Consider the following 21,019-nt stretch of genomic DNA (forward strand, 5'->3'; position numbering starts at 1 on the left):
TGCGTTTGCGCCCAGGCTCTTTCTTATGAAGTTGCAGACAATCATATGCAAGGAGAGAATCGTGATGAAAATAACTAATATCGAAACATTTGCTGTATGTGCACAATTAAAAAAACCTTTTAAAACAGCACTTCGAACGGTTACTACAGCAGAATCTGTCATTGTGAAAGTTACTGCAGAAGATGTAATTGGTTGGGGAGAAGCACCACCTACCGTTGCGATCACAGGTGAAAGTAAGGAAAGTGTGATTTCATCGATCAACAATCATATTTCACCTAAATTGATTGGATTAGAATTATCTTCTTACGAGACCATCTTTAAAGTCTTGCACACTTCTTTAGTAAGAAATACAAGTGCAAAGGCTGCTGTTGATATGGCTATTTATGACCTTCTTGCGAAACAGTCCAATCTACCTCTCTATCAATATCTAGGCGGGTTTCGAGATTTGCTTGAAACAGACTACACAGTAAGCGTGAATTCTCCTGAAGAGATGGGAGATGATGCCTCTCAATATGTGAGTGAGGGTTTTAACATATTAAAAGTAAAAGTAGGCAAGGATACGATCGAACGTGACTTAGAAAGGATTAAAGAGGTACAAAATCGCACAGGTAATAAGGCAAGTATCAGATTAGACGCCAATCAAGGCTGGACAGCTAAAGAAGCGATTTACGCGATAACGAAATTAGAGCAAGAAGGAATTAATCTCGATCTTGTTGAACAACCTGTTCCTGCCCATGACATCGAAGGGCTTAAAAGAGTGACGGATTCTGTGAATACTCCAATCATGGCTGATGAGAGCGTTTTTTCAGCGCGAGATGCGTTACAGGTAGTTTCGATCCGTGCAGCTGACTTGATTAATATTAAGCTAATGAAAGCAGGTGGAATCCATCAAGCTTTAAAGATAAATGCCATAGCGGAGAGCGCTGGGATAGAGTGTATGGTTGGAAGTATGATCGAATCAAAACTAGGAATTACTGCAGCGGCTCACTTTGCTGCAAGTCAGAAAAATATTACGCGTTTCGATTTTGATGCCCCCCTAATGTTTAAGGAAGAGAATGTTGATGGAGGGGTAGCGTACAACAAAAGTATGATAACATTTAACTCATACACAGGATTAGGTATACATTCAGTTAAACAAGGGGGTTTACAAATTGGAATTAACTAGAAAAACAGTAAGTGCTACAGTAGCCACTTTGTGGTCTAATCCGGAAAGCGCTAGAACCGTGGATGAAAAAGCGATACATAACCCAGTAGATCTAGAAGGATGGTTAGATCAACTTTCCTATTCATCGAGCCTTGCACTATGCGATGAAAACCGAGTTCAATCTCAGGTCCTTTATGGGGATGAGGTATTGATTTTAGAAGAAAAAAATGACTGGTCTCATGTTATCGTTCCTTCTCAGCCATCATCGAAGGATCCAAGAGGCTACCCAGGCTGGATTCCTACAGAGCAACTATCAGAAGAAATTTATGATGGCGATGGAGTATATGTATCAATAATAAAACATGGTGCTGCGGTAACCAATCAAGGTGATGATAAGATGCATCTAAGCTATCAAACGAGACTTCCTCTAATTGATCACACTATTGATGAATATAGAGTTTGGACACCACATGGTGATAGTTTGATCAAAAAGGAGCACTCAGAATTAGTTGAAGTAAATGGTGATGTTGGAAATGGAGATGAGCTAGTAAAAAACGCAGAAAAATTTATTGGACTTCTTTATCTCTGGGGAGGGATGTCCTCTTATGGCTATGATTGTTCAGGTTTTAGTTATAACATGGCACGTTCGATCGGTTGCACCATCCCAAGAGACGCTCATGATCAGATGAAGTCAGGTGAGCGCGTACAGGATGGAAATTGGGATGTGGGAGACTTATTATTCTTCGCTTATGAGAAAGGAAAAGGGAGTGTTCACCATGTCGGGATGTATTATGGTGATGGAAAGATGATTCACTCTCCAAGTACAGGCCGCATAATCGAAATAACACCATTAAAGGGAACGATCTACGAAGAGGAGCTCTGTGGTGTTAGGAGATATTGGGGAAATTGATGTTAGATTTCAGTATGATCTCAAACAAAGTAAAAGACTGTTTCATTGGTCTTGAAGGTAATCATTCAATTCTTATCAAAGGTCCAGATGGTGATATCACATTACAATCCGAACAGCCTGTATCATCTGCTAGCATAATAAAAATACCTATTATGATTGAAGCATTATATCAAGCAGACAATGGACGGATTCATTTAGACGATACGATCATGGTAGAGAACCATAATTGTGTTCAGGGATCAGGGGTGCTGTCTCACCTTTCTATACAGGATGGATGGAAGGTTTCGGATCTTATCATATTGATGATCATCTCCTCTGATAATACAGCAACAAACCAGTTGATCGATCTACTAGGGATTTCCTCTATCAACAGTACGATGAGAAAATTAGGGTGTTACCATTCTACATTGATGAGAAAGATGATGGATCATGAATCTTTGAAATTAGGAAAAGACAATTTGATGTGTGCTAGCGACACAGTGACATTGTTACAGGCAATTCATTCTGGCAACATGTTATCAAATGAGTCGAAAGAATGGGCATTATCAGTATTAACAAAACAACAATTTCAAGATAAGTTTCCTTCAAAGATTGCTCATCTTTCAGAAGGGGAACTCGCTCATAAAACAGGCGAATTAGAAGGAATCGAGCATGATGTAGGAATATTATTCACTCAGCATGGCCCTGTTTTCTACGCGTTTTTAACAGCTGGACTGATAGAAAATCGATATGGAAGAGACGCAATCGCAAATGCAGGCAGATTGCTATACGATTACTATAGTGAAAAAGTATAATAAACGAAGAGACACCGTCAAATCGACGGTGTCTCTTCGTTTAAGTACCTATTTCTACTCGCGTTCCAATAGGAACCGTTCTAGAAAGCTCTTCAACGTCTTCATTATACATTCGGATACATCCTCTAGATACATAGTTACCTATTGATGAAGGGTCGTTGGTACCATGTATACCATAGTGTTTTTTTGAAATGCTCATCCACATCGTACCATATGGCCCACCTGGATTAGGCGCTTTATTGATGATGATGTACAAACCTTTTGGGGTTTCATGAAGCATACGACCGACACCAACAGGGTATACCTTAACAATGGCACCATTTTTGTAAAGTGATAGTTTACGGGTAGAGAGTGATACATAAATCGTATAGGGAATAGTAGAAGGATCAGGATACCCAGGAATCAAGATGATTTGACCTGGATAGATAAGGTTAGGATTAGGTAAAGTATTTACTTGTAATATTTCCCAAAGGGGGACGCGGTAATCTTCCGAGATGCTTGTTAGAGTTTCACCAGGACGAACAGTGTGCTTCAAGATAATTCACCTCTTGTAGGAATAGTCGACAAAGGAGCGAATGTATTGAATATCGTAATTATCGCAGACACTCATCTACCAAAGAAAAAGAAAAGCTTGCCTTTTAAACTTGTGAAGGAGCTTGAAGACGCTGACTTCATCATCCACGCGGGTGACTGGCAAACAATCGATGTATACGAAGAATTAATACACTATGCGCCAACTACAGGAGTATATGGGAACGTCGATGATAACCAGATTAAAGAAAAGTTCGATTTGAAAAGCATCGTTGAGATAGGATCATTGCGAATCGGGATTACTCATGGACACGGACGTCGTAAAACAACTGAAAAACGTTCCGTGGAATTATTTGAAGGTGATGGGGTAGATATCGTCATCTTTGGTCATTCGCATATCCCTGTTCATAAAGAATATGATGGGAAAATCGTTTTTAATCCTGGCTCCCCAACCTATAAACGAAGACAACCAAAGTATTCTTTTGGGAAACTAGAGTTATCAGAAGATGGGTGTTTCACACTTGAGCATGTATTTTTTGATGAAAGCGAATCGGAAGCATCGAAATAATTGAACAAATCTTCATGTAACTGTATAATGTTTGTATAACAATTGTACGACTTTTTGCGGATGAGCTGGAAGGGGAAGTTTTCATGAGTAAAAACAAAAGAGTCATTGTAATAGGTGCTGGGCCAGGCGGACTGACTGCAGCTATGTTATTAGCCAGTAAAGGATATGCAGTGACGATATATGAGAAACAATCATTTGTAGGAGGACGTACATCCTCGTTCGAGCGTCAGGGTTACGTATTCGATAGGGGTCCAACCTTTCTTAATATGCCGCATATACTAGAAGAAGTTTTTGAGCAATCAGGTCGTAATGTTCATGACTATATAGATTTAGTTGAAGTAGATCCTATGTATGAGTTGAAATTTGGTCATATGTCATTTTTCCCAACACGTAAGAGAGAAGAAATGGTCGAACAAATTGAAAACTTATTCCCTGGTAACGGTGAAGGGTATAGAAGGTTTATGAAAGAAGAAAAAGAGAAGTTCGAGGCTCTTATGCCAATTTTACAAAACAAGCACGATTCGTTATTTGATTATGGAAGGTGGCGGTTTTTAAAAGCGTTACCTAAGCTTACCGTAACGGATAGCGTTTATGAACGCCTGTCCACATATTTTGATGATGAGCGTCTTCGCCTCTCGTTTACGTTCCAAGCGAAATATCTTGGTATGTCACCATGGGAGTGCCCTGGAGCGTTTACCATTTTATCGTATATGGAGCATGAATATGGTATTTTCCACCCGATCGGAGGCGTGAACCAAATATGTAAAGCGATGGCAAGGGTCATCGAAGAAGAAGGCGGTTCCATCCATACCGGAACAGCAGTTAAAAGCATTCTTATCGATGGATCAAGTGTACAAGGTGTTGAACTTGCAGATGGAAGAAAGGAATATGCTGACGAGGTTATCGTTAATGCTGATTTTGCACACGCCGTAAATCACTTATTTCCAGAAGGAAAAGGAAAACGATACTCCCCTAAAAAGATGGAACGGAAGAAATATTCTTGTTCAGCATTCATGCTTTACCTAGGTGTTAACAAATCTTATGATTTATCACACCATACAGTTGTATTTTCTGGTGATTATAAGAAAAATGTCGAGGAAATCACTAAACAAAAAATGCTTTCAGAAGATCCTTCTATTTATATTCAGAATGCTAGCGTAACGGATAAAACGTTGGCACCTGAAGGGAAATCTTCTATCTATATTCTAGCTCCAGTCCCGAACAACTTTAGTTTAATAGATTGGGAGAAACATAAAGATGATTTCAGAAGGTTAGTATTAAACCAAATAAAAGAAAAAACAGGCTTTAACGATCTTGAAGATCATATTGAGGTAGAAGAAATGTACACACCTACTGATTGGGAGTACGACATGAACGTTTACAAAGGTGCGACGTTTAATCTTGCTCATAACCTCCCTCAGATGATGTTCTTCAGACCTCCAAACCAGTTTAAAGAATTCGAACACTGTTGGCTTGTAGGTGGTGGAACACACCCAGGAAGTGGTCTTCCTACGATTATGGAATCGGCAAGGATCACTACGAATCTTCTACATCAAGAAAACATCCAGCAAGAAAGGAGCGGCACATGAACATAGGAATTATTGGTGGCGGAATCGGTGGCATGTTGTCTGCTCTCATGCTTGCTAGAAAAGGACACAACGTTACGATACACGAAAAAGCTAACGTTCTCGGTGGTAGACTCGCATTTGTCGAAAGGGAAGGTTTCAAGATCGACAAAGGACCAACGATCGTACTATTGCCAGAAATGATCTATGAGTTTCTAAATAAAGCGGGAGTTGATAGAGAAGAAGTGGAAATGATCCGCTGCGATCCACTTTATCGAATGATATACCCTGATGGTTCTTCATTCACCAAAACGAGTGATATTCAAAATCAGGTAGAAGAAATTAGGTCGATGTTTCCTGGAGAGGAAGAAGGGTTTTTACGCTACCTAGATGATATGAGAGTAAGATTTAATAAAGGAAAAAAAGCTTTTCTAGAAAAGTCTTTTATTCATAAGAGAGAATTTTTTACTTTTAAAAATATGAAGCTCCTCTTAGAACTAAAAGCTCATCAAAACGTTCGCTCACAAGCTTCCCAATATTTCAAAGACGAGCGTTTACAGGATGCATTCTCACTACAAACGCTATACATCGGTGGCGATCCATCTGGATCTCCAGCGCTCTATTCACTAGTACCTTTTAGTGAGTACGAGCATGGTATCTGGTATATCAAAGGCGGGTATGCCAGCCTCATATCCCTATTAGAAAAACATATTCAAAAAGAAGGGATTACCGTTAACTTTGGCTCTGCAGTTGAAGAGTTTATAATAAATCAGAACGATTGTAAAGGATTCCGAGCCTTAGATGGTGAATTTTATTATGATAAGGTAGTTTTTAACGGTGATTTTCCAATGATTCATAATTTGATTAAAGCTGAGAAGCCACCGAAGAAAAAGTATACACCATCATCAGGTTGCTTGCTCCTTTATCTTGGACTCGACCGAATTTATGAAGAAGTCGATGTCCATCAATTTTTCATGACGGATGAGTTTAAAGCTCATATGAAAGACGTCTTCAAAAACCGATCGATTTCAAAGGATCCAGCGATCTACACGTTCCACCCTTCAAAAATAGACCATTCTCTTGCCCCTCCAGGTAAAGGTGTCCTCTATGCACTAATCCCGGTGCCTTCAGGTACTGCTACTAACTGGGAAGAAAAAGATTCATTAGCAAATGAAATCATCGGAGTACTAGAAGAAAGAGGCTTCCCACATTTGAAGGAAGCAATCGAATGGATGGAAATTCGGACCCCACTTGATGCAGAAGTGGAAGGATTATTTGAAGGGGGCAGTTTTGGAATAGCACCAACGTTAACACAGTCTGGTGCATTTCGTCCTCAGGTTAAACCATTAAATTACAAAAACCTATATGCTGTAGGAGCATCTGTACACCCAGGCGGTGGAATACCTATCGTGATGCAAGGTGCCGATCTCTTAGTAAAAGAAATAGAAAGGGTGTGAGTGAAAATGCTGGAGCAATCGTATAAACATTGTGAATCGATTATAAAACATCATTCAAAAACATTTTATAAAGCTTTTTCCTTGTTACCCTCAAACAAAAAGAAAGCAGTCTGGGCCGTTTATAGTTTTTGTAGGAGAGTCGATGATATTGTAGATGAAGGCACTGATCCAGAGAGAGAATTGACTGAGTTCAGATCTCAATTCGCTCGGTTTTTGAACGGTGAGAGATTGGTGAATGACCCTATGTGGATTGCTCTCCACGATGTTTTTCAGAAATTTAAGATGGACCATCAACCTTTTCAAGATATGATTGTAGGACAGGAGATGGATCTCTATAAATCTAGATACAAATCGTTGAGTGAACTTGAACATTATTCGTATCACGTTGCCAGTACCGTTGGATTGATGCTTCTACCGATTTTAGCACCGAAAAAGGTTGAGTCACTTTCAGATGGCGCGGTTTCTTTAGGCATCGGGATGCAGATTACAAATATATTAAGAGACATTTCTGAAGATCTTGATCGAGATCGTATTTATATTCCGACTGATGAAATGAACGCTAGCGGTGTATCATCGGCAGATCTTTTTAATCGAAAGGTAACGCCAGAATTCATTGAATTGTGGGAGAAGCTAGCTGCTCGAGCGGAATATCACTATGAGAATGCTTTTGCTACGATCGACCTTTACCCTCTCGACGCCCGTCTCCCAGTTAAAAGTTCAGCACTTTTCTACCGAGCGATTCTGAAATCGATTCGAAAAAAAGAGTACAATGTATTTGATCAGCGCGCATATGTGACAGATGACGAAAAAGAAGAACTATTATCTGCAATAAGTGGAAGTTAGATGGTAGAACCCTCACTGAAGACGTGAGGGTTTTTTTGGTTGTTATATTCTTATTATTCTGAAGGTGGTAAACTTTAGTTTATTAAGATATCAGATCATTTCATTTAGAAGGGAGAAGGCTATGAATCAACTATTTAATAAGCTTGAAGATTTATATAGTGAGATGGTAGAACTGAGAAGACATTTTCATCAATATCCGGAGCTTTCATTTGAAGAAGTTGAAACTCCCAAACTTATAGCGAACTATCATCGAGAGTTAGGTCATGATGTCAGAGAGCACGTTGGTGGTAGAGGAGTAGTTGCAACGTTAAAAGGAACGAAGCCTGGTAAAACCGTTGCTTTGAGAGCCGATTTTGATGCGCTGCCAATCCAGGAAGAAAATGAGGTTCCATATAAATCCAAGGTGGATGGTGTGATGCACGCTTGCGGTCATGATGGACATACGGCTATATTACTTTGTTTAGCAAAAGCGCTAAATGCGATACAGAATGAGTTAGAAGGGACCATCGTCTTTATCCATCAGCATGCAGAGGAATATCAGCCTGGTGGTGCGATCGCAATGATTGAAGATGGTTGCTTAGAAGGGGTAGATGTCGTGTTCGGAACACACCTGAGGGCTACAGAGGAAATGGGAAAGATCATGTATAAAGAAGGTCCGTTTATGGCTGCTGCTGACCGGTTCGAGATAGAAATTATCGGACGAGGTGGTCACGGTGCACAGCCACATTTAACAAAGGACAGTATCGTGATCGCTTCGCAATTAGTAGTCAACTTACAGCAGTTAGTATCCAGAAGAGTAAACCCCCTGGATTCTGCTGTACTATCAGTTGGAACATTTGATGCACGGAACGCATTCAATGTCATCGCTAATAATGTTCAACTAGTAGGGACGGTGAGGACATTCAAAAAGAACGTAAAAGAGTTAATGGAAAAAGAGATCGAAAGGGTGGTTAGAGGGACATGTTTAGCGGCGGATGTCGACTATAAGCTTAACTATGTTCATGGCTATCCTGCACTAGTCAATCATAAAACTGAAACAGAGCTATTGAAGAACTATGCAAAGCTGGTTCCTGATGTAAAAGAAGTAACTGAACACGAAGCTCAAATGGGTGGAGAAGACTTCTCTTATTATTTGCAGCATGTGCCTGGTACCTTTTTCTTTACAGGTGCTTTAAACCAAGATGCAGAACAAGTATACCCTCATCACCATCCTCGTTTTTCATTTGATGAAAGGGCGATGTTAATCGCAGCTAAAGTTATGGCGACGGCCGCTTTATCGTATAGTAAATCCCAACGAAGCTAAATAAAAATCGCGCCTCGCGCAATTTTATTTTAGACTCTTTTCAACGCTCCGTATTTAATGATATCGATATATTCATCTAACTCGGGTTCGATTTTTTCAAGTATTTCTGAAAAGCTCATTGCTTTTTCTTGATATGCTTTTAGGTTTTTTTGAGCGATTTGGTCTAGAATCGTCATCGTGAGATTGATCACTTTATCTGGGGTTGCATTTTCCTTAAGAAGACTTCGATCAATAAGCTTTTCAAGGTATTGGTCACTATACACGTCGATGTTTTTCTGAAGCATGGATCGAATTTCTTCTTCCATACCTTGAGGAGGGTTAAGAAGTGTTTGTGTGACAAGCTCAGTTTCTTTTAAATAATGAAATTGAACGCGCTTTTTAATTAAGACAACTTCTTTTACTCGGTTAAAGAAATCCTCTGACTCGACATGTTGTAATTCGGCCATTATGTTGTCCCCAATCAGCTTTCGGCAATAGTCGACAACATAGATGAAAAGGTTTTTCTTGTTTTTAAAATAATGATACAAGATTCCTTTCGAAATTCCTGCACGTGCCGTGATTGTATCCGTCGACGTTTTTTCATATCCAGTATCGGCAAACTCTTCTATACAAATGGTGAGAATTCGCTTTTTCTTATCATCTGCCAGTTTTTCGAAATTTGAATACATACAGATTACCTCCTTTCCTATACGGCGATATCTTTCTTACGATAATAGCTAAATGTACCCCAAATGCTTAAAACGATAACGATTAACATAATGCCAACGTATAAGGAATTCAGCGATTCGTTAGAAATAATATCTGCTGGGTCAATGTATTTGAATAGGCTAAAATACGTTAGGAATTCCAAACCATCCGTTATACCTGACACCACACTAAGAAAATACGAAATTAATACAAGACCAAGGGAAACAGAAGTTATTGTTCTCGCTTTCTTCATGATTGCGGATAATAAAAGGGCTATAGCTGCGAACGTGATGTGCATGAGTAGTGTTCCAATGATCAATAGCCCGAATGTTTTTAAAGGAACATCTTCATCTGCAAATTGAAACCCGACTATACAAACTAACATAATAACGACATTGAGAATCACGATATTCGTCAAGACAGCTAGTAGCTTTTCTGCGATTACTCGAGCTCTTGTAATCGGTTTTGATAGTAAAAATTCAACCGTTTTCTCATTTTCTTCTTTTGCAATCATATTCGACGCAAGCATGACTGCAAAAATACTACCAAACAATGTTGTCATGAAATGAATTTGCATCCCGTAGAAGCCGAGTAGTGAGCCAATATTAAGTCGATCCATTCCAAAAGCTTGCTTAAATGAATCCGGGTAAGCACTTAACAAGTCATTCATTGTCTGTTGATCTTGGGTAAACTGAGGATAGATACTGAGCGTCATCAAGATAATTCCAGCTAAAATGATGGACCAAATCAAAAGTGACTTCATATTTTTCTTCATCTCACGGTTATAGATCATCATTTGGTTCACTCACCTTTCATTCGTAATAGTGCATGAATACTTCATCAAGAGAAGGTTCTTGGATGAGAACATCGATAATATCGAGAGTTGCTAGATGGTTTAAGAGCACGTTCATGTCTCCACGATAAAGGAACGTTGTGTTCTTATCATGAGTTTGTTTATCTTTGACACCTTCAAAAGGGAATTGAACGTCTTCACCATTCTCTATAGTGAGACTAATTTTCTTAAGACTATTTTTGATTAAGGTTTCAACTTTCTCCACAGTAACTAACTTGCCATCTTTAATGATGGCTACGCGATCGCACATTTTTTGAACTTCACTAAGAATGTGAGATGAAAAGAAGATCGTTGCTCCTTTTTCCCTTTCTTTAGAAATCAATTCAAAGAATGTGTTTTGCATCAGTGGATCGAGACCACCGGTAGGTTCGTCAAGAATGAGAAGTTTAGGTTCATGGAGGATCGCTTGAATGATTCCAACTTTTTTGCGATTACCAAAAGAAAGATCCTCCATCTTCCTGTTTAAATCCAACTGAAGCTTTTCAGCAAGTTCATAGATTCGATTCGTATTTTTGTAATGATGAAATTTAGCAGAATACTGCAGCAAATCGATTGCTTTCATATCATCGTAATAATGAACTTCTGAAGGAAGATAACCAACAATCTTCTTAATTTCCTTCGAGTCAGACACGATATCTTTACCGAAAATTGTCGCAGTTCCACCTGTCGGCTGTAGTAAATTCAATAGCGTACGTATCGTTGTACTTTTACCCGCTCCGTTCGGACCGATAAATCCAAAGATTTCTCCTTCATGAATCGTAAGTGATACATTCTCAATCCCACGGCTTTTCTTGTAAAATTTTGAAAGATTCTTTAATTCTACCGCTTCCATGATATTTGCTCCTCCCCCGCAAACCATAGTTGACTCTGAAGTCAATTTCAGAATACACCTCATTGACTACTTAGTCAATAACATGTTTTGATATGTACCTATTATTAGATCAGTGATAAAATTGGTTGTATGATGAGGGAAAATGGGATAATAAGGAGGGGATCTTAATGACTAAATTTCCTACGACAACGTGCCCAAAATGCGGTGGAACAGATCTTGGAAAAGGAAAGCATTCAGGGTATGCCGTCATGACTCCGATGAGAAGAAAACTGAGTTTAGGGTCGGAAATTGAACACCTATTATGTACGGATTGTGGTTTTATCATAGAAAGCTATGTGAAGAACCCAGAAAAATTTAAAAACACCCTTTAACCTTATTACATAATAATAAAAAAGCATGGAAGCGTCGGCGCCTCCATGCTTTTTTAGTTGTAAGACACTCTAGAGTCTTTTTTTGCGTGTTTCGATATGATATGATTCGCAACATTATTTCCGCTGATGACCACCATAGGTGATCCACCACCAGGATGAGTGCTTCCACCTGCGAAGTAGACGTTCTTTATGTCTTTTGAACGGTTTGAAGGACGTAAAAAGCTATTTCGGAGAGTGTTGGAGGATATACCATATAAAGCTCCTCGATAAGCATTAAAGCGGTCCTTGATTTGAGATGGACCGATAACTTTCTCAACTACTTTTAGTTTTCGAATAGGAAGCCCATGTTTTTCAAGTTTGTCATAGATCCGTTCTTTGTACGCTTCTTCAGGCATCTCATGATGATTAGAAAGAGGCGGTGCATTAACAAGAATGAAGAGGTTATCACCATCAGGCGAAACATCAGGATCTGAATGAGAAGAATTTGAAATATAAACTGTAGGATCTTCAGGCCATATTCCGTTAAACAACTCTTTGAACTCTTTTTGGTAGTCTTCTGAGAAATACACTTGGTGGTGTACTAAATCAAGTCTTGAAGACAGCCCTACCATTATGACAAATGCGGAAATAGAAGGGGATAGGCTTTGAATTCTTGTGTCTCGAAATGATGGTCGCTCAGACTCTTTGACGAGAGAAGGGTAAACTTCTAATAGATCACCGTTGATGATGACTTCTTTTATCTTTTGCACCTTACCGTCAACCGTTTCGATCATTTCTGCTCGACCATTACTAACATGTACTGTCTTCACTGGGGTTTCCAAATGAATTGTAACCCCTAGTTCTGATGCTAGTTTTTCCATCCCGCGTGCAAGTGAGGTGTTTCCACCTTTCACATAATATACGCCTTGTACCATTTCTAAATATCCAATCATCGCAAACGTTGCGGGTGATAAAAAAGGTGATGAACCTATATAGGTTGCATAGCGATTGAACGCTTTTAAGATTAGAGGGTGTTTAAAATATCGTTCATGAAAATGATTCATTTTCTCTAAAGGTCTTACCTTTAGCATGGATTGAAAAAGGGAAGGGGACAAGTAGTCCTTCCATGAAAGAAACATCCTCGGGAAAAATGACGATTTTGATAGTCGGTATAATCGATCGACTTCCTCAAGATATGTTTGATAGTTTTTAGCTGCATATGAATCTAGCTTTTCAAACTGGTCGACCATATCTTGTGGATCTGTACTCATCATGAATGAACTGCCATCATGATCAATGTTTCTAGTGTGCCGTTCAATTTTTATCCAATCAAAGTAATTCCTTGGGTCAACACCGGCTTCTTCAAATACGGAATCAAAGACTTCAGGCATCGTCATCGTATTTGGACCGAAATCAAAATGGTATGTTCCTAACGATACCGGCATCATCTTGCCGCCAGCGTATCCGTTTTTTTCATACACATCGACTTTGTATCCTTCACTTGCTAATTTAATCGATGCAGCAAGTCCTGCGAGTCCTGCACCTACGATTGCAATTTGTTTCATGAGTAGGTTCTTCCTTTCCAAACATATCCTTTTTGTTTTATCCCTTTCATCATCGAATTGATCAGAAGACACATAAATGCTAGTGAACTAATCGGCATCATGAATGAGAGTAGAATGGACTGATTGGTTTTCCAATCGACCCAGGCTTTTTGGAGCGTGATCAATATGTAAGGAATGAAAAGAGAGTACATTGGCTCACCTATCGTATAGCTTACAACCCCTATGATCAGCAGTACGGCAGGCAAGAAGTAAAAACAGCCGTAAAAGAGAAATAGAATACTAACGAGCAAACGAGACCGACCGAGTCCTGGAAACAAGTTTTTTGTAAACCCTTCCCACACATCTTTGTTAGAACGATACATATAGCATGTTGTAAATTTGGTAACATTCGCTAAAATCGAGCGATATCCATTTACCTTAAATGTACGTGAAAGGTGAACGTCGTCGATTAAACTGTTTTGGATGGAGCGATGTCCACCGACACGCTTGTAAGCCTTGTGATCGACTAAGATAAATGCCCCATGAGCAGCAGTGAAAGCTGGTCTTGTTGTATGGTTTGCTGGTAAAAGGGGCAGATGGAAGTTAACGACGAAATGCTGAAGGGGTACGAGTAATTTCTCTAATAATAATGATACTGGAAATGCGGGAAATCCAGATAGCATAGATGCCTTCGTTCTCCTAAGCATTTCGAGCGATGCTTGAATCGTGTCCTTATGTAGACGCATATCAGCATCGATAAAAAGTAGATAGCTTCCTTTAGCTCGTTCACTTAGTTGGTGACATGCAAACACTTTACCATTCCAGGAAGGAGGAAGTTCTTCACCCTCAAGTATCGTGAACCGATCATCACGTTTTGTATGTTTTGTGAGTAGAGGTAATGTATGATCCTCAGAGTTATCATTTAATACTAGTACTTCAATGTTGGGATAAGAAAGTGCTTTTAAATTCGTGATAAGATCGACTACATTTTCTTCTTCATTACGAAGAGGGATAAGGACGGAAACGAGTTCCTCCTTACCCCTGGTTGCTTTTTCGTTACGCAGACTTGGCATGAACAGCGAATTTATGATAGTCCATAGAAGGAAGCTCGCTAGTATGAGAATATAACTAATCACCATTAGACGATCACCTTTTCAGAAGAAGACAGCTCAAAGTTTTTTATACTTTTTCGATATGCATACAAGAAAGCATAAGTAGGTATACCAGTAATCGTTACAGCAAACCAGAGCTGATCTAGAATGCCTAAGAAAATAAAAAAGCCCATCACCATTCCAAATAGGGCGACCATACGATGCTTCCAAAATAAGAAACGTTCTTGAGATTGTGGAGAAATCCTGATATAAACGGGATATAGCAGGACATGAAAGAAGAAAGAAACAAAAAACCATCCCGAAAAATTTTGTAACGGAACTTGATAATAAAAACTGTCTCCTTCCCAACCCCAGTAACCCTTCACAAGGTATGCAACAGGATCGATTATCAAATCGATCAGAACTGCAATAAGTGCTCCTATTAGGGAATATGCAAACCATTTTAGTAGTGAGTCATTCATTTTCTTCAAAAACTGAGCAGAAAGAACATGGGTAACAGCTACGACCATCACCCATGCAAATCCAATTCCGATCGGAACCTCAGCGATTTTATAGCCAAAGTCTCCTGAATAGTTGTATTGACCAAAGATCCATCCGTAATGAACACCAAGTGATTCCGCTGCCATGCTCATGATAAATATGAAGATGCTGATCGACGTTCCTAGAGTCTTACCGAACGTTCGAATAAAATAAAATGTAGCTAACACGCCACAAAGAATGAGGAAGAAAGCATTTGCCCATTCAAGAAATGGAGGTAGGATGTCGAATCCAACGAGGATGATTCCACATCCATACCAAAATAGAAATAAATTAAAGACGATTTTATCTAGTTTGAGCATGTAATGAAGATCCCTTCTTAGCCAGTTTGTTCTTCAGATAGTTTAAGGTCTTCAGCGATTAAATCAGCTGTTAGCTGACCTGATAATGTTACCATCGGTACGCCTCCACCAGGGTGAGTCGATCCACCGACAAAGTAGAGGTTCTCTACAAGGGAGCTTCTAGAAGGAATCTTGAAGCCGCCGTTGACTTTGCGATCAGTAGCAACCCCGTAGATCGAACCACCGTTTGAACCATATAATTCACGGATGTCATCAGGAATAAATTGATATTCAAATACGATCGATTCCCTGAGACCTTCCATTCCCATACGTTCTAGTTTGTCGAGAACAGTTTCTCGGTATCTCCCTCGGTATTCTTCGAAACTCTCTCCGGCTTGAAGTGGAGGAACATGAGTCAACACGAAAAGATTTTCTTTGCCTTCAGGTGCTTGCGAAGGATCCGATTTAGAAGAAATACCAATGTATACTGTTGGATCATCAGCCGGAACACCCTCGTCGAAAATTTGCTGAAACTCACGCTTAGGATCTTCTGAGAAGAAGAAGTTATGGTGTTGAAGCTGATCGAACGTCTTATTGACACCAAGTAGTAGGACGAGACCTGATACAGTAGGAGTGTACTTCTTCAGTTCTTGCTTCACTTTGTCAGCACCAGGTTCTTGCTTCAATAAAGTATCGTGAGCTGGAATGCCCTCAAGGTTACTAACGATCAAATCTGCTTCCATCACATGACCACTAGATAATCTCACGCCAACCGCTTTCTTATCCTTTGTCATGATTTGAGTAACTTCTGTGTTCACTTCAACATCAACATCTAACTCTTCTAGGAGTTTCAACATCCCTTTGGCAATGTTATACATGCCACCCTCGACGTAATAGATTCCGAGCCCAAGTTGCACATAGACTAGCTGTGATAAAATTGCAGGAGAATGGTATGGAGATGACCCGATGTACATGACAAAGAAGTTGAACAGTTGACGAAGATGCTTGTCTTTTAAATACTTTTCTGTTGCCTGATTCATCGATTTCATTGGATCCATCGCGAGCAAGTCCTTAAACGAGTGAAGCTTTTGCATATCTTGTATTCCAGAAAGGCTCTTGCTATAAAAGCTTTTTAAGCTCAGGTCAAACATTGATTTGCAATAATCTAAATAAGAAAGGAAGTTGGAATAATCTTTCTCTGATTGTTTATGTACCTCTGAAAGCATAACTGCTAAATCACTCGTTACATCGATCTCAGCACCATCTTCAAAAAACGTTCTCCACTGAGGCTCAATACGTGTAATCTTCATATAATCACTTACATTTCGATCAGCACTTTTAAACAGTCTTTCTAAAACCCATGGCATCGTGAGAATGGAAGGTCCTGTATCGAAGGAAAAGCCTTTTCCAGAACGTTTGTTAAGTTTCCCGCCTGGTCGTTCATTTTTTTCGAGTACCGTTACATCATGACCATCTGCGGCTAAGCGAATGGCTGCAGATAATCCACCTAGTCCTGCACCGATTACAATTGCTTTTTTTCCCATACTTTTCTCCTCCTCAGTGTAAATAAGGTCTATACGTCGACTTTTTTCACATGCGGCTGTATAGTGTAAGTATAACCTTTGTGAAAGTAAGATGACAGTCTTGGTGTGTTCTCTGCTCTAAAACGTATGACTGAACTATTACCTTAAATGAAAGACTGTAAACAAATAATGAAAGTTGGGTAGCCCATGCAAGTATTTCATCTATCGATTGCCGGTTTGATCGTAACTAACGTTTTTGCGTGGCTTGCCATACATGTTTGTATCTCTTATTTCTGTTTGAGAGTCCCTGATTCCTTCTATGAGTCCTTCATAGTAAGGAATCGTATAAAAAGCTTTGAAGCTAGTTTATATGAAAGTTTGAAAATCAAGTATTGGAAAACGATTTTACCGGATGGTGGCGGCGTTTTTAGAGGGGGTTTTAGAAAAAAAGAACTTAAAGCGCTTACGGTTGCGTACGTTAGCAAGTTCATTGTTGAAACGAAACGAGCGGAAATCAATCACTGGATTCTAATACCGCCTTCACTATTATTTTTCTTCTGGAACCCGCCTCTAGTAGGTTGGATTATGGTCGGGTATGCACTCGTTGTAAATATCCCTTTCATCATGATTCAACGGTACAATCGGAACAGACTTGAACTACTTTTACCTAAATTAAAGAAAAAAGAACAACGTAGGAGGTCTACCGTTGAAACCTATGGAACATGATCTTACAGAAAAACGAAAGAATGAACATATCGACATATGTCTTACTGAAGAAGTAGAAGGGCGAGGTATTACAACCGGACTCGAGAAGTTTAGATTTAAACACCAAGCTCTGCCTGAGATTGCTTTTGATGAGATCGATCTCTCAACTTCATTTCTAGGTAAAAAAGTATCTTCGCCTTTTTTAATCAGTTCGATGACTGGTGGTACGAAAAGGGCATGGGAGATCAACAAGCGGCTTGCGAAATCAGCTGAAAGAGAAGGATGGGCTCTCGGTGTAGGATCAATGCGGGCAGCGATTCAAGAAGACCGATCAGCTTATTCTTTCGAAGTAAGGAAATACGCTCCTACGATCCCCATCTTCGCAAATATTGGAGCTGTACAGTTAAACTATGGATTTACTATAGATGAATGTAAAAAAGCAATCGAGCTTGTTGATGCAGATGGTCTTATTCTTCACGTAAATCCGCTCCAAGAAGTGTTTCAGCCTGAAGGAGATACCAATTTTAAAGAACTATTGCCTAAAATTGAAAGTGTCGCGAAGGCACTCGATGTTCCGGTCGGGATTAAAGAAGTAGGAATGGGAATCGATGGAGATACTGCAAGGCGGTTGGTAGAAAGCGGAGTAGGCTTTATTGATGTAGCTGGTGCAGGTGGAACATCATGGATTCAGGTCGAGAGCTATCGTTCACATCAGAGTATGAGAGAACAAGCAGCTGAAGCGTTTCAAAGTTGGGGGAACGCTACCGCTGAATGTTTGATCGAAGTTCGAAATGAACTCCCACAAGCGCCGATCATTGCAAGTGGCGGTCTTAAAAACGGTGTTGATGCCGCCAAAAGTATTGCCTTGGGGGCTGATCTTGCAGGGTTTGGCCGAGCACTTCTTCATAGCGCAGTAGACGACAGTGAAGAAGCGTTATTAGACCAGCTGAGACGAATTCAGTTCGAACTACAAACTGCTATGTTTGGAATTGGCGCGTCTTCGATCGCGCAACTCAAAAAAACAAATTTGCTTCGTCAATCGTAGCCGGAGAATTTACTCCGGCTTTTTGTATAGCACCCTTTTCCGAGCACAAACTAACCGGAAAGGGGGAGTGAAAAATGGATTGGCTTTCGATCGTACCGTTCTTGGTCGTGATTCTCGTAGCGATGAAGACGAAACTCGTTATACCTGGGTTAATAGCAGGGTTGCTAACAGCTTCATTCATACATAAGCCTCAACCTATAGAAGGACTCGAGCAGTTTTATCAATTTATTATGAGTGGTTTAAAAGATGAGAGCAACATTAAAATCATCATCTTTTTATACATGTTTACTGGTCTCATCGGAATGATGAAATATACTGGTGGAATAAAAGGCTTCGTTCGATTCGCTTCTGGAAAAATCACTTCGAAAAAAGGAGCGTTATTTTTAACATGGTTATCAACGCTCGGGACGTTTAGTGCTCCGAGCTTTCGCATCGTTACGGTTGCCCCGATTATGAAAGCACTCTTGAAAAAAGTGAAGATGACCCCTCAGGAACTTGGCTTTGTGATTGAAACCACAGCAACTCCAGTAATTGTTCTAATGCCGATTGCGACTGCGTTCGTTGGCTATATGTCCTCTGTTGTCGACCTTTCTTTAAGAGGACAGGGTCTTGAGGGAGATGGCTACAGATTGTTTTTGCAAAGCATTCCGTACAATTTTTTCTCAATATCGATTCTTATCATCGGATTTTATTTAAGTTTCTTTCATCATACGAAGATCCCGGCTACTGATGCAGGGAATATGGAGAAAGAAATCGATGACAAATGGGAAGATTGTCATCCTGTTGTTTCAAAAGATCTTCCGGCAAAACCTATGAACCTTTTGCTGCCACTAGGAGGAGTAATTTTCCTAACGCTTTTAATCACATATTGGAGTGGGTATGAGAAAGGGTTCAAAAGCCCAGTACAGGCATTCATCGAAGCAGATGTATTAGATGCGATGGTCTTCGCTCTAATGACAACCGTTTTGTTAACGTTTCTATTTTATTTATTTCAGAGGTTCTCATTAAAAAACCTTGTCACGTTCTTTATTGAAGGCGGTAATGATATGATGTCTGTCATCGTATTACTAACGATCGTTTGGGGACTTGCTTCTTCTGCTGAAGCATTAGGATTTTCTCAGTTTGTAACGAAGAACTTAAACTGGATTCCTGCATTATTCGTGCCACCGGTGTTATTCCTGGTGGGGGCATTCATTTCATACTTCATTGGCTCTTCATGGGGGACTTGGGGAATTCTTATGCCTTTAGGAGTCTCTCTCGGTGCTACCACAGGAACTTCATTGCCACTCGTGATCGGTGCTGTGTTTGCTAGTGGAACGTTCGGTGCTTTTTCGTCACCACTTAGCGATAATACGAATACAATAGCCAAGATACTTAAGTTGAACACGATGGCTTATGCTTCCTTTAAGCTAAAACCTGCACTGATCGGTGCTAGCGTATCAGCAATCGGATATTTTTTAATTTCTTTGTTCGTTTAGCACACTAATGCAAGCTTTTCTATTGACACCTACTGTTACAACCTTTAATATTGTCATTAACTTAATAATCCTTTTCAAGGATCTTCTTATTCAGAGAGGTGGAGGGACTGGCCCTTTGATACCTCGGCAACGGATTCCTATAAATGTTATACGGGAGCACCGTGCCAATTCCTGCGGCGAAAGTCGGAAAATAAGAAGAGGCGATCGGTAAATCCAAACCCTCTTCTGTTCGGGCAGATGAGGGTTTTTTATATGCACTCCTCATCATACAAACTACTTCAAGGAGTGAATGGAATTGCAGAAAACGTCAGACAAAAAACAAATGATAATCAACCATCTTCTAGGAAAAGGTATCTATAAGGAACAAGGCAAACAGCTTTACATGTTAACTCTGAGTGAGCTCGAGAAGGTATATACAGAGAAAGCTGTTCAAAATAGCAACAACACTTGGAGAAATGGAGTGGAAAGAATGGAAAAAGCGGTATTTGCAGCAGGATGTTTTTGGGGAGTAGAAGCACTATTTCAGCAGCTGAACGGTGTCGTGTCTACTTCAGTAGGATTTACAGGTGGAAGTACGATCGATCCTTCTTATGAAGAAGTCTATAAAGAACTTACTGGTCATGCTGAAGCGGTGCTTATCGAATATAATCCAGCGATTATTACGTATGAGGAACTGCTCCAAGTTTTCTTTGATAATCATAATCCCACATCTTTGAACCGTCAGGGTGAAGATGTTGGTACTAGGTATCGTTCCGCTATTTTTTATAACTCAGATTCGCAAAAGACTTCAGCAGAACTTGCACTGAACGAGCTTACTGAAGCAAAACGTTTTAAGAAACCAATCGTAACTCAAATTGTTCCTGCAACGAATTTTTATAAAGCAGAGGAGTACCATCAGAGCTACTTAGCAAAGCGTGGACAGTCTTCTTGTAAAATTTCATAATTTAAAAAAGAGGC

The 21,019-nt window shown here is 39.8% G+C and carries 21 protein-coding genes and 1 riboswitch; of the genes, 13 read left to right on the plus strand and 8 right to left on the minus strand.

The window, feature by feature from the left end; all coding sequences use genetic code 11:
- Positions 1-64: 64 nt before the first annotated feature.
- From PFZ69_RS15895 to PFZ69_RS15905, 3 genes are read left to right on the plus strand one after another with little or no spacing between them, the layout of a single operon-like run.
- Positions 65-1,165 carry a dipeptide epimerase gene (locus PFZ69_RS15895; RefSeq protein ID WP_270182086.1) on the plus strand — a complete coding sequence of 367 codons (1,101 nt, stop codon included), beginning with the start codon at positions 65-67 and terminating at the stop codon, positions 1,163-1,165.
- Positions 1,152-2,054 (plus strand): C40 family peptidase, encoded by a 903-nt coding sequence (locus PFZ69_RS15900; protein WP_270182087.1) that lies wholly within the window; start codon positions 1,152-1,154, stop codon positions 2,052-2,054. Before PFZ69_RS15895 ends, PFZ69_RS15900 begins: the two co-directional genes overlap by 14 nt.
- Positions 2,054-2,848, plus strand: a complete 795-nt coding sequence (locus PFZ69_RS15905; protein ID WP_270182088.1) for a serine hydrolase — start codon at positions 2,054-2,056, stop codon at positions 2,846-2,848. The genes PFZ69_RS15900 and PFZ69_RS15905 overlap by 1 nt, the downstream gene beginning before the upstream one ends.
- Positions 2,849-2,888: 40 nt before the next feature.
- Here PFZ69_RS15905 and PFZ69_RS15910 read toward each other — a convergent pair whose 3' ends face one another.
- Positions 2,889-3,386: a L,D-transpeptidase family protein gene (locus PFZ69_RS15910; protein WP_270182363.1), complete on the minus strand. Its 498-nt coding sequence runs from the start codon at positions 3,384-3,386 to the stop codon at positions 2,889-2,891.
- A gap of 42 nt (positions 3,387-3,428) precedes the next feature.
- On the opposite strand from PFZ69_RS15910, the gene PFZ69_RS15915 reads away from it, so the two are divergent.
- From PFZ69_RS15915 to PFZ69_RS15935, 5 genes are all read left to right on the plus strand, one after another.
- Complete coding sequence (locus PFZ69_RS15915; protein WP_270182089.1) at positions 3,429-3,947, plus strand: metallophosphoesterase family protein; 519 nt, start codon at positions 3,429-3,431, stop codon at positions 3,945-3,947.
- Between the two features lie 83 nt (positions 3,948-4,030).
- Positions 4,031-5,536 (plus strand): phytoene desaturase family protein, encoded by a 1,506-nt coding sequence (locus PFZ69_RS15920; protein ID WP_270182090.1) that lies wholly within the window; start codon positions 4,031-4,033, stop codon positions 5,534-5,536.
- Positions 5,533-6,969 carry a phytoene desaturase family protein gene (locus PFZ69_RS15925; protein ID WP_270182091.1) on the plus strand — a complete coding sequence of 479 codons (1,437 nt, stop codon included), beginning with the start codon at positions 5,533-5,535 and terminating at the stop codon, positions 6,967-6,969. Before PFZ69_RS15920 ends, PFZ69_RS15925 begins: the two co-directional genes overlap by 4 nt.
- 6 nt (positions 6,970-6,975) lie before the next feature.
- Positions 6,976-7,812 carry a phytoene/squalene synthase family protein gene (locus PFZ69_RS15930; protein ID WP_270182092.1) on the plus strand — a complete coding sequence of 279 codons (837 nt, stop codon included), beginning with the start codon at positions 6,976-6,978 and terminating at the stop codon, positions 7,810-7,812.
- 121 nt (positions 7,813-7,933) lie between these two features.
- Positions 7,934-9,115, plus strand: a complete 1,182-nt coding sequence (locus PFZ69_RS15935) for a M20 family metallopeptidase (RefSeq protein WP_270182093.1) — start codon at positions 7,934-7,936, stop codon at positions 9,113-9,115.
- 29 nt (positions 9,116-9,144) lie between these two features.
- Here PFZ69_RS15935 and PFZ69_RS15940 read toward each other — a convergent pair whose 3' ends face one another.
- The 3 genes from PFZ69_RS15940 to PFZ69_RS15950 are packed head-to-tail and all read right to left on the minus strand — an operon-like array spanning position 9,145 to position 11,487.
- The gene (locus PFZ69_RS15940) at positions 9,145-9,783 is read right to left on the minus strand and encodes a TetR/AcrR family transcriptional regulator (protein ID WP_270182094.1); all 639 of its coding nucleotides are present in this window, start codon (positions 9,781-9,783) and stop codon (positions 9,145-9,147) included.
- 17 nt (positions 9,784-9,800) lie between these two features.
- Positions 9,801-10,598 (minus strand): ABC transporter permease subunit, encoded by a 798-nt coding sequence (locus PFZ69_RS15945; RefSeq protein WP_270182095.1) that lies wholly within the window; start codon positions 10,596-10,598, stop codon positions 9,801-9,803.
- A gap of 16 nt (positions 10,599-10,614) precedes the next feature.
- The gene (locus tag PFZ69_RS15950; protein WP_270182096.1) at positions 10,615-11,487 is read right to left on the minus strand and encodes an ABC transporter ATP-binding protein; all 873 of its coding nucleotides are present in this window, start codon (positions 11,485-11,487) and stop codon (positions 10,615-10,617) included.
- A gap of 167 nt (positions 11,488-11,654) precedes the next feature.
- Here PFZ69_RS15950 and PFZ69_RS15955 point away from each other — a divergent pair, with 167 nt between their 5' ends.
- The gene (locus tag PFZ69_RS15955) at positions 11,655-11,858 is read left to right on the plus strand and encodes a transcription initiation factor TFIIIB (RefSeq protein ID WP_270182097.1); all 204 of its coding nucleotides are present in this window, start codon (positions 11,655-11,657) and stop codon (positions 11,856-11,858) included.
- A gap of 53 nt (positions 11,859-11,911) precedes the next feature.
- Here PFZ69_RS15955 and PFZ69_RS15960 read toward each other — a convergent pair whose 3' ends face one another.
- Genes PFZ69_RS15960 through PFZ69_RS15975 form a run of 4 tightly spaced genes read right to left on the minus strand, consistent with a single transcriptional unit; the run spans position 11,912 to position 16,855 of the window.
- Entirely contained in the window at positions 11,912-13,402 is a 1,491-nt protein-coding gene (locus PFZ69_RS15960) for a phytoene desaturase family protein (RefSeq protein ID WP_270182098.1), read from the minus strand.
- A complete protein-coding gene (locus tag PFZ69_RS15965; RefSeq protein WP_270182099.1) occupies positions 13,399-14,520 on the minus strand; it encodes a glycosyltransferase in 1,122 nt (373 codons plus the stop codon). Before PFZ69_RS15965 ends, PFZ69_RS15960 begins: the two co-directional genes overlap by 4 nt.
- Positions 14,520-15,332: a carotenoid biosynthesis protein gene (locus PFZ69_RS15970; protein WP_270182100.1), complete on the minus strand. Its 813-nt coding sequence runs from the start codon at positions 15,330-15,332 to the stop codon at positions 14,520-14,522. The genes PFZ69_RS15965 and PFZ69_RS15970 overlap by 1 nt, the downstream gene beginning before the upstream one ends.
- 17 nt (positions 15,333-15,349) lie before the next feature.
- A complete protein-coding gene (locus PFZ69_RS15975) occupies positions 15,350-16,855 on the minus strand; it encodes a phytoene desaturase family protein (protein WP_270182101.1) in 1,506 nt (501 codons plus the stop codon).
- A 186-nt stretch (positions 16,856-17,041) separates the two neighbouring features.
- On the opposite strand from PFZ69_RS15975, the gene PFZ69_RS15980 reads away from it, so the two are divergent.
- The 4 genes from PFZ69_RS15980 (at position 17,042) to msrA (ending at position 21,005) form a co-directional block, all read left to right on the plus strand.
- Positions 17,042-17,560, plus strand: coding sequence for a glycosyl-4,4'-diaponeurosporenoate acyltransferase (locus tag PFZ69_RS15980; RefSeq protein ID WP_270182102.1), 519 nt, complete (start codon positions 17,042-17,044; stop codon positions 17,558-17,560).
- Positions 17,550-18,584, plus strand: a complete 1,035-nt coding sequence (gene fni, locus PFZ69_RS15985; protein ID WP_270182364.1) for a type 2 isopentenyl-diphosphate Delta-isomerase — start codon at positions 17,550-17,552, stop codon at positions 18,582-18,584. Before PFZ69_RS15980 ends, fni begins: the two co-directional genes overlap by 11 nt.
- Positions 18,585-18,658: 74 nt before the next feature.
- A complete protein-coding gene (locus tag PFZ69_RS15990) occupies positions 18,659-20,062 on the plus strand; it encodes a Na+/H+ antiporter NhaC family protein (protein ID WP_270182103.1) in 1,404 nt (467 codons plus the stop codon).
- Positions 20,063-20,145: 83 nt separating this feature from the next.
- Positions 20,146-20,259, plus strand: a riboswitch (SAM riboswitch).
- A gap of 98 nt (positions 20,260-20,357) precedes the next feature.
- Positions 20,358-21,005, plus strand: a complete 648-nt coding sequence (gene msrA / locus PFZ69_RS15995; RefSeq protein WP_270182104.1) for a peptide-methionine (S)-S-oxide reductase MsrA — start codon at positions 20,358-20,360, stop codon at positions 21,003-21,005.
- The last annotated feature ends 14 nt before the right edge of the window (positions 21,006-21,019 follow it).

This window comes from Alkalihalobacillus sp. CinArs1 (assembly GCF_947387515.1).
In the GTDB taxonomy this organism is placed as follows: domain Bacteria; phylum Bacillota; class Bacilli; order Bacillales; family Guptibacillaceae; genus Guptibacillus.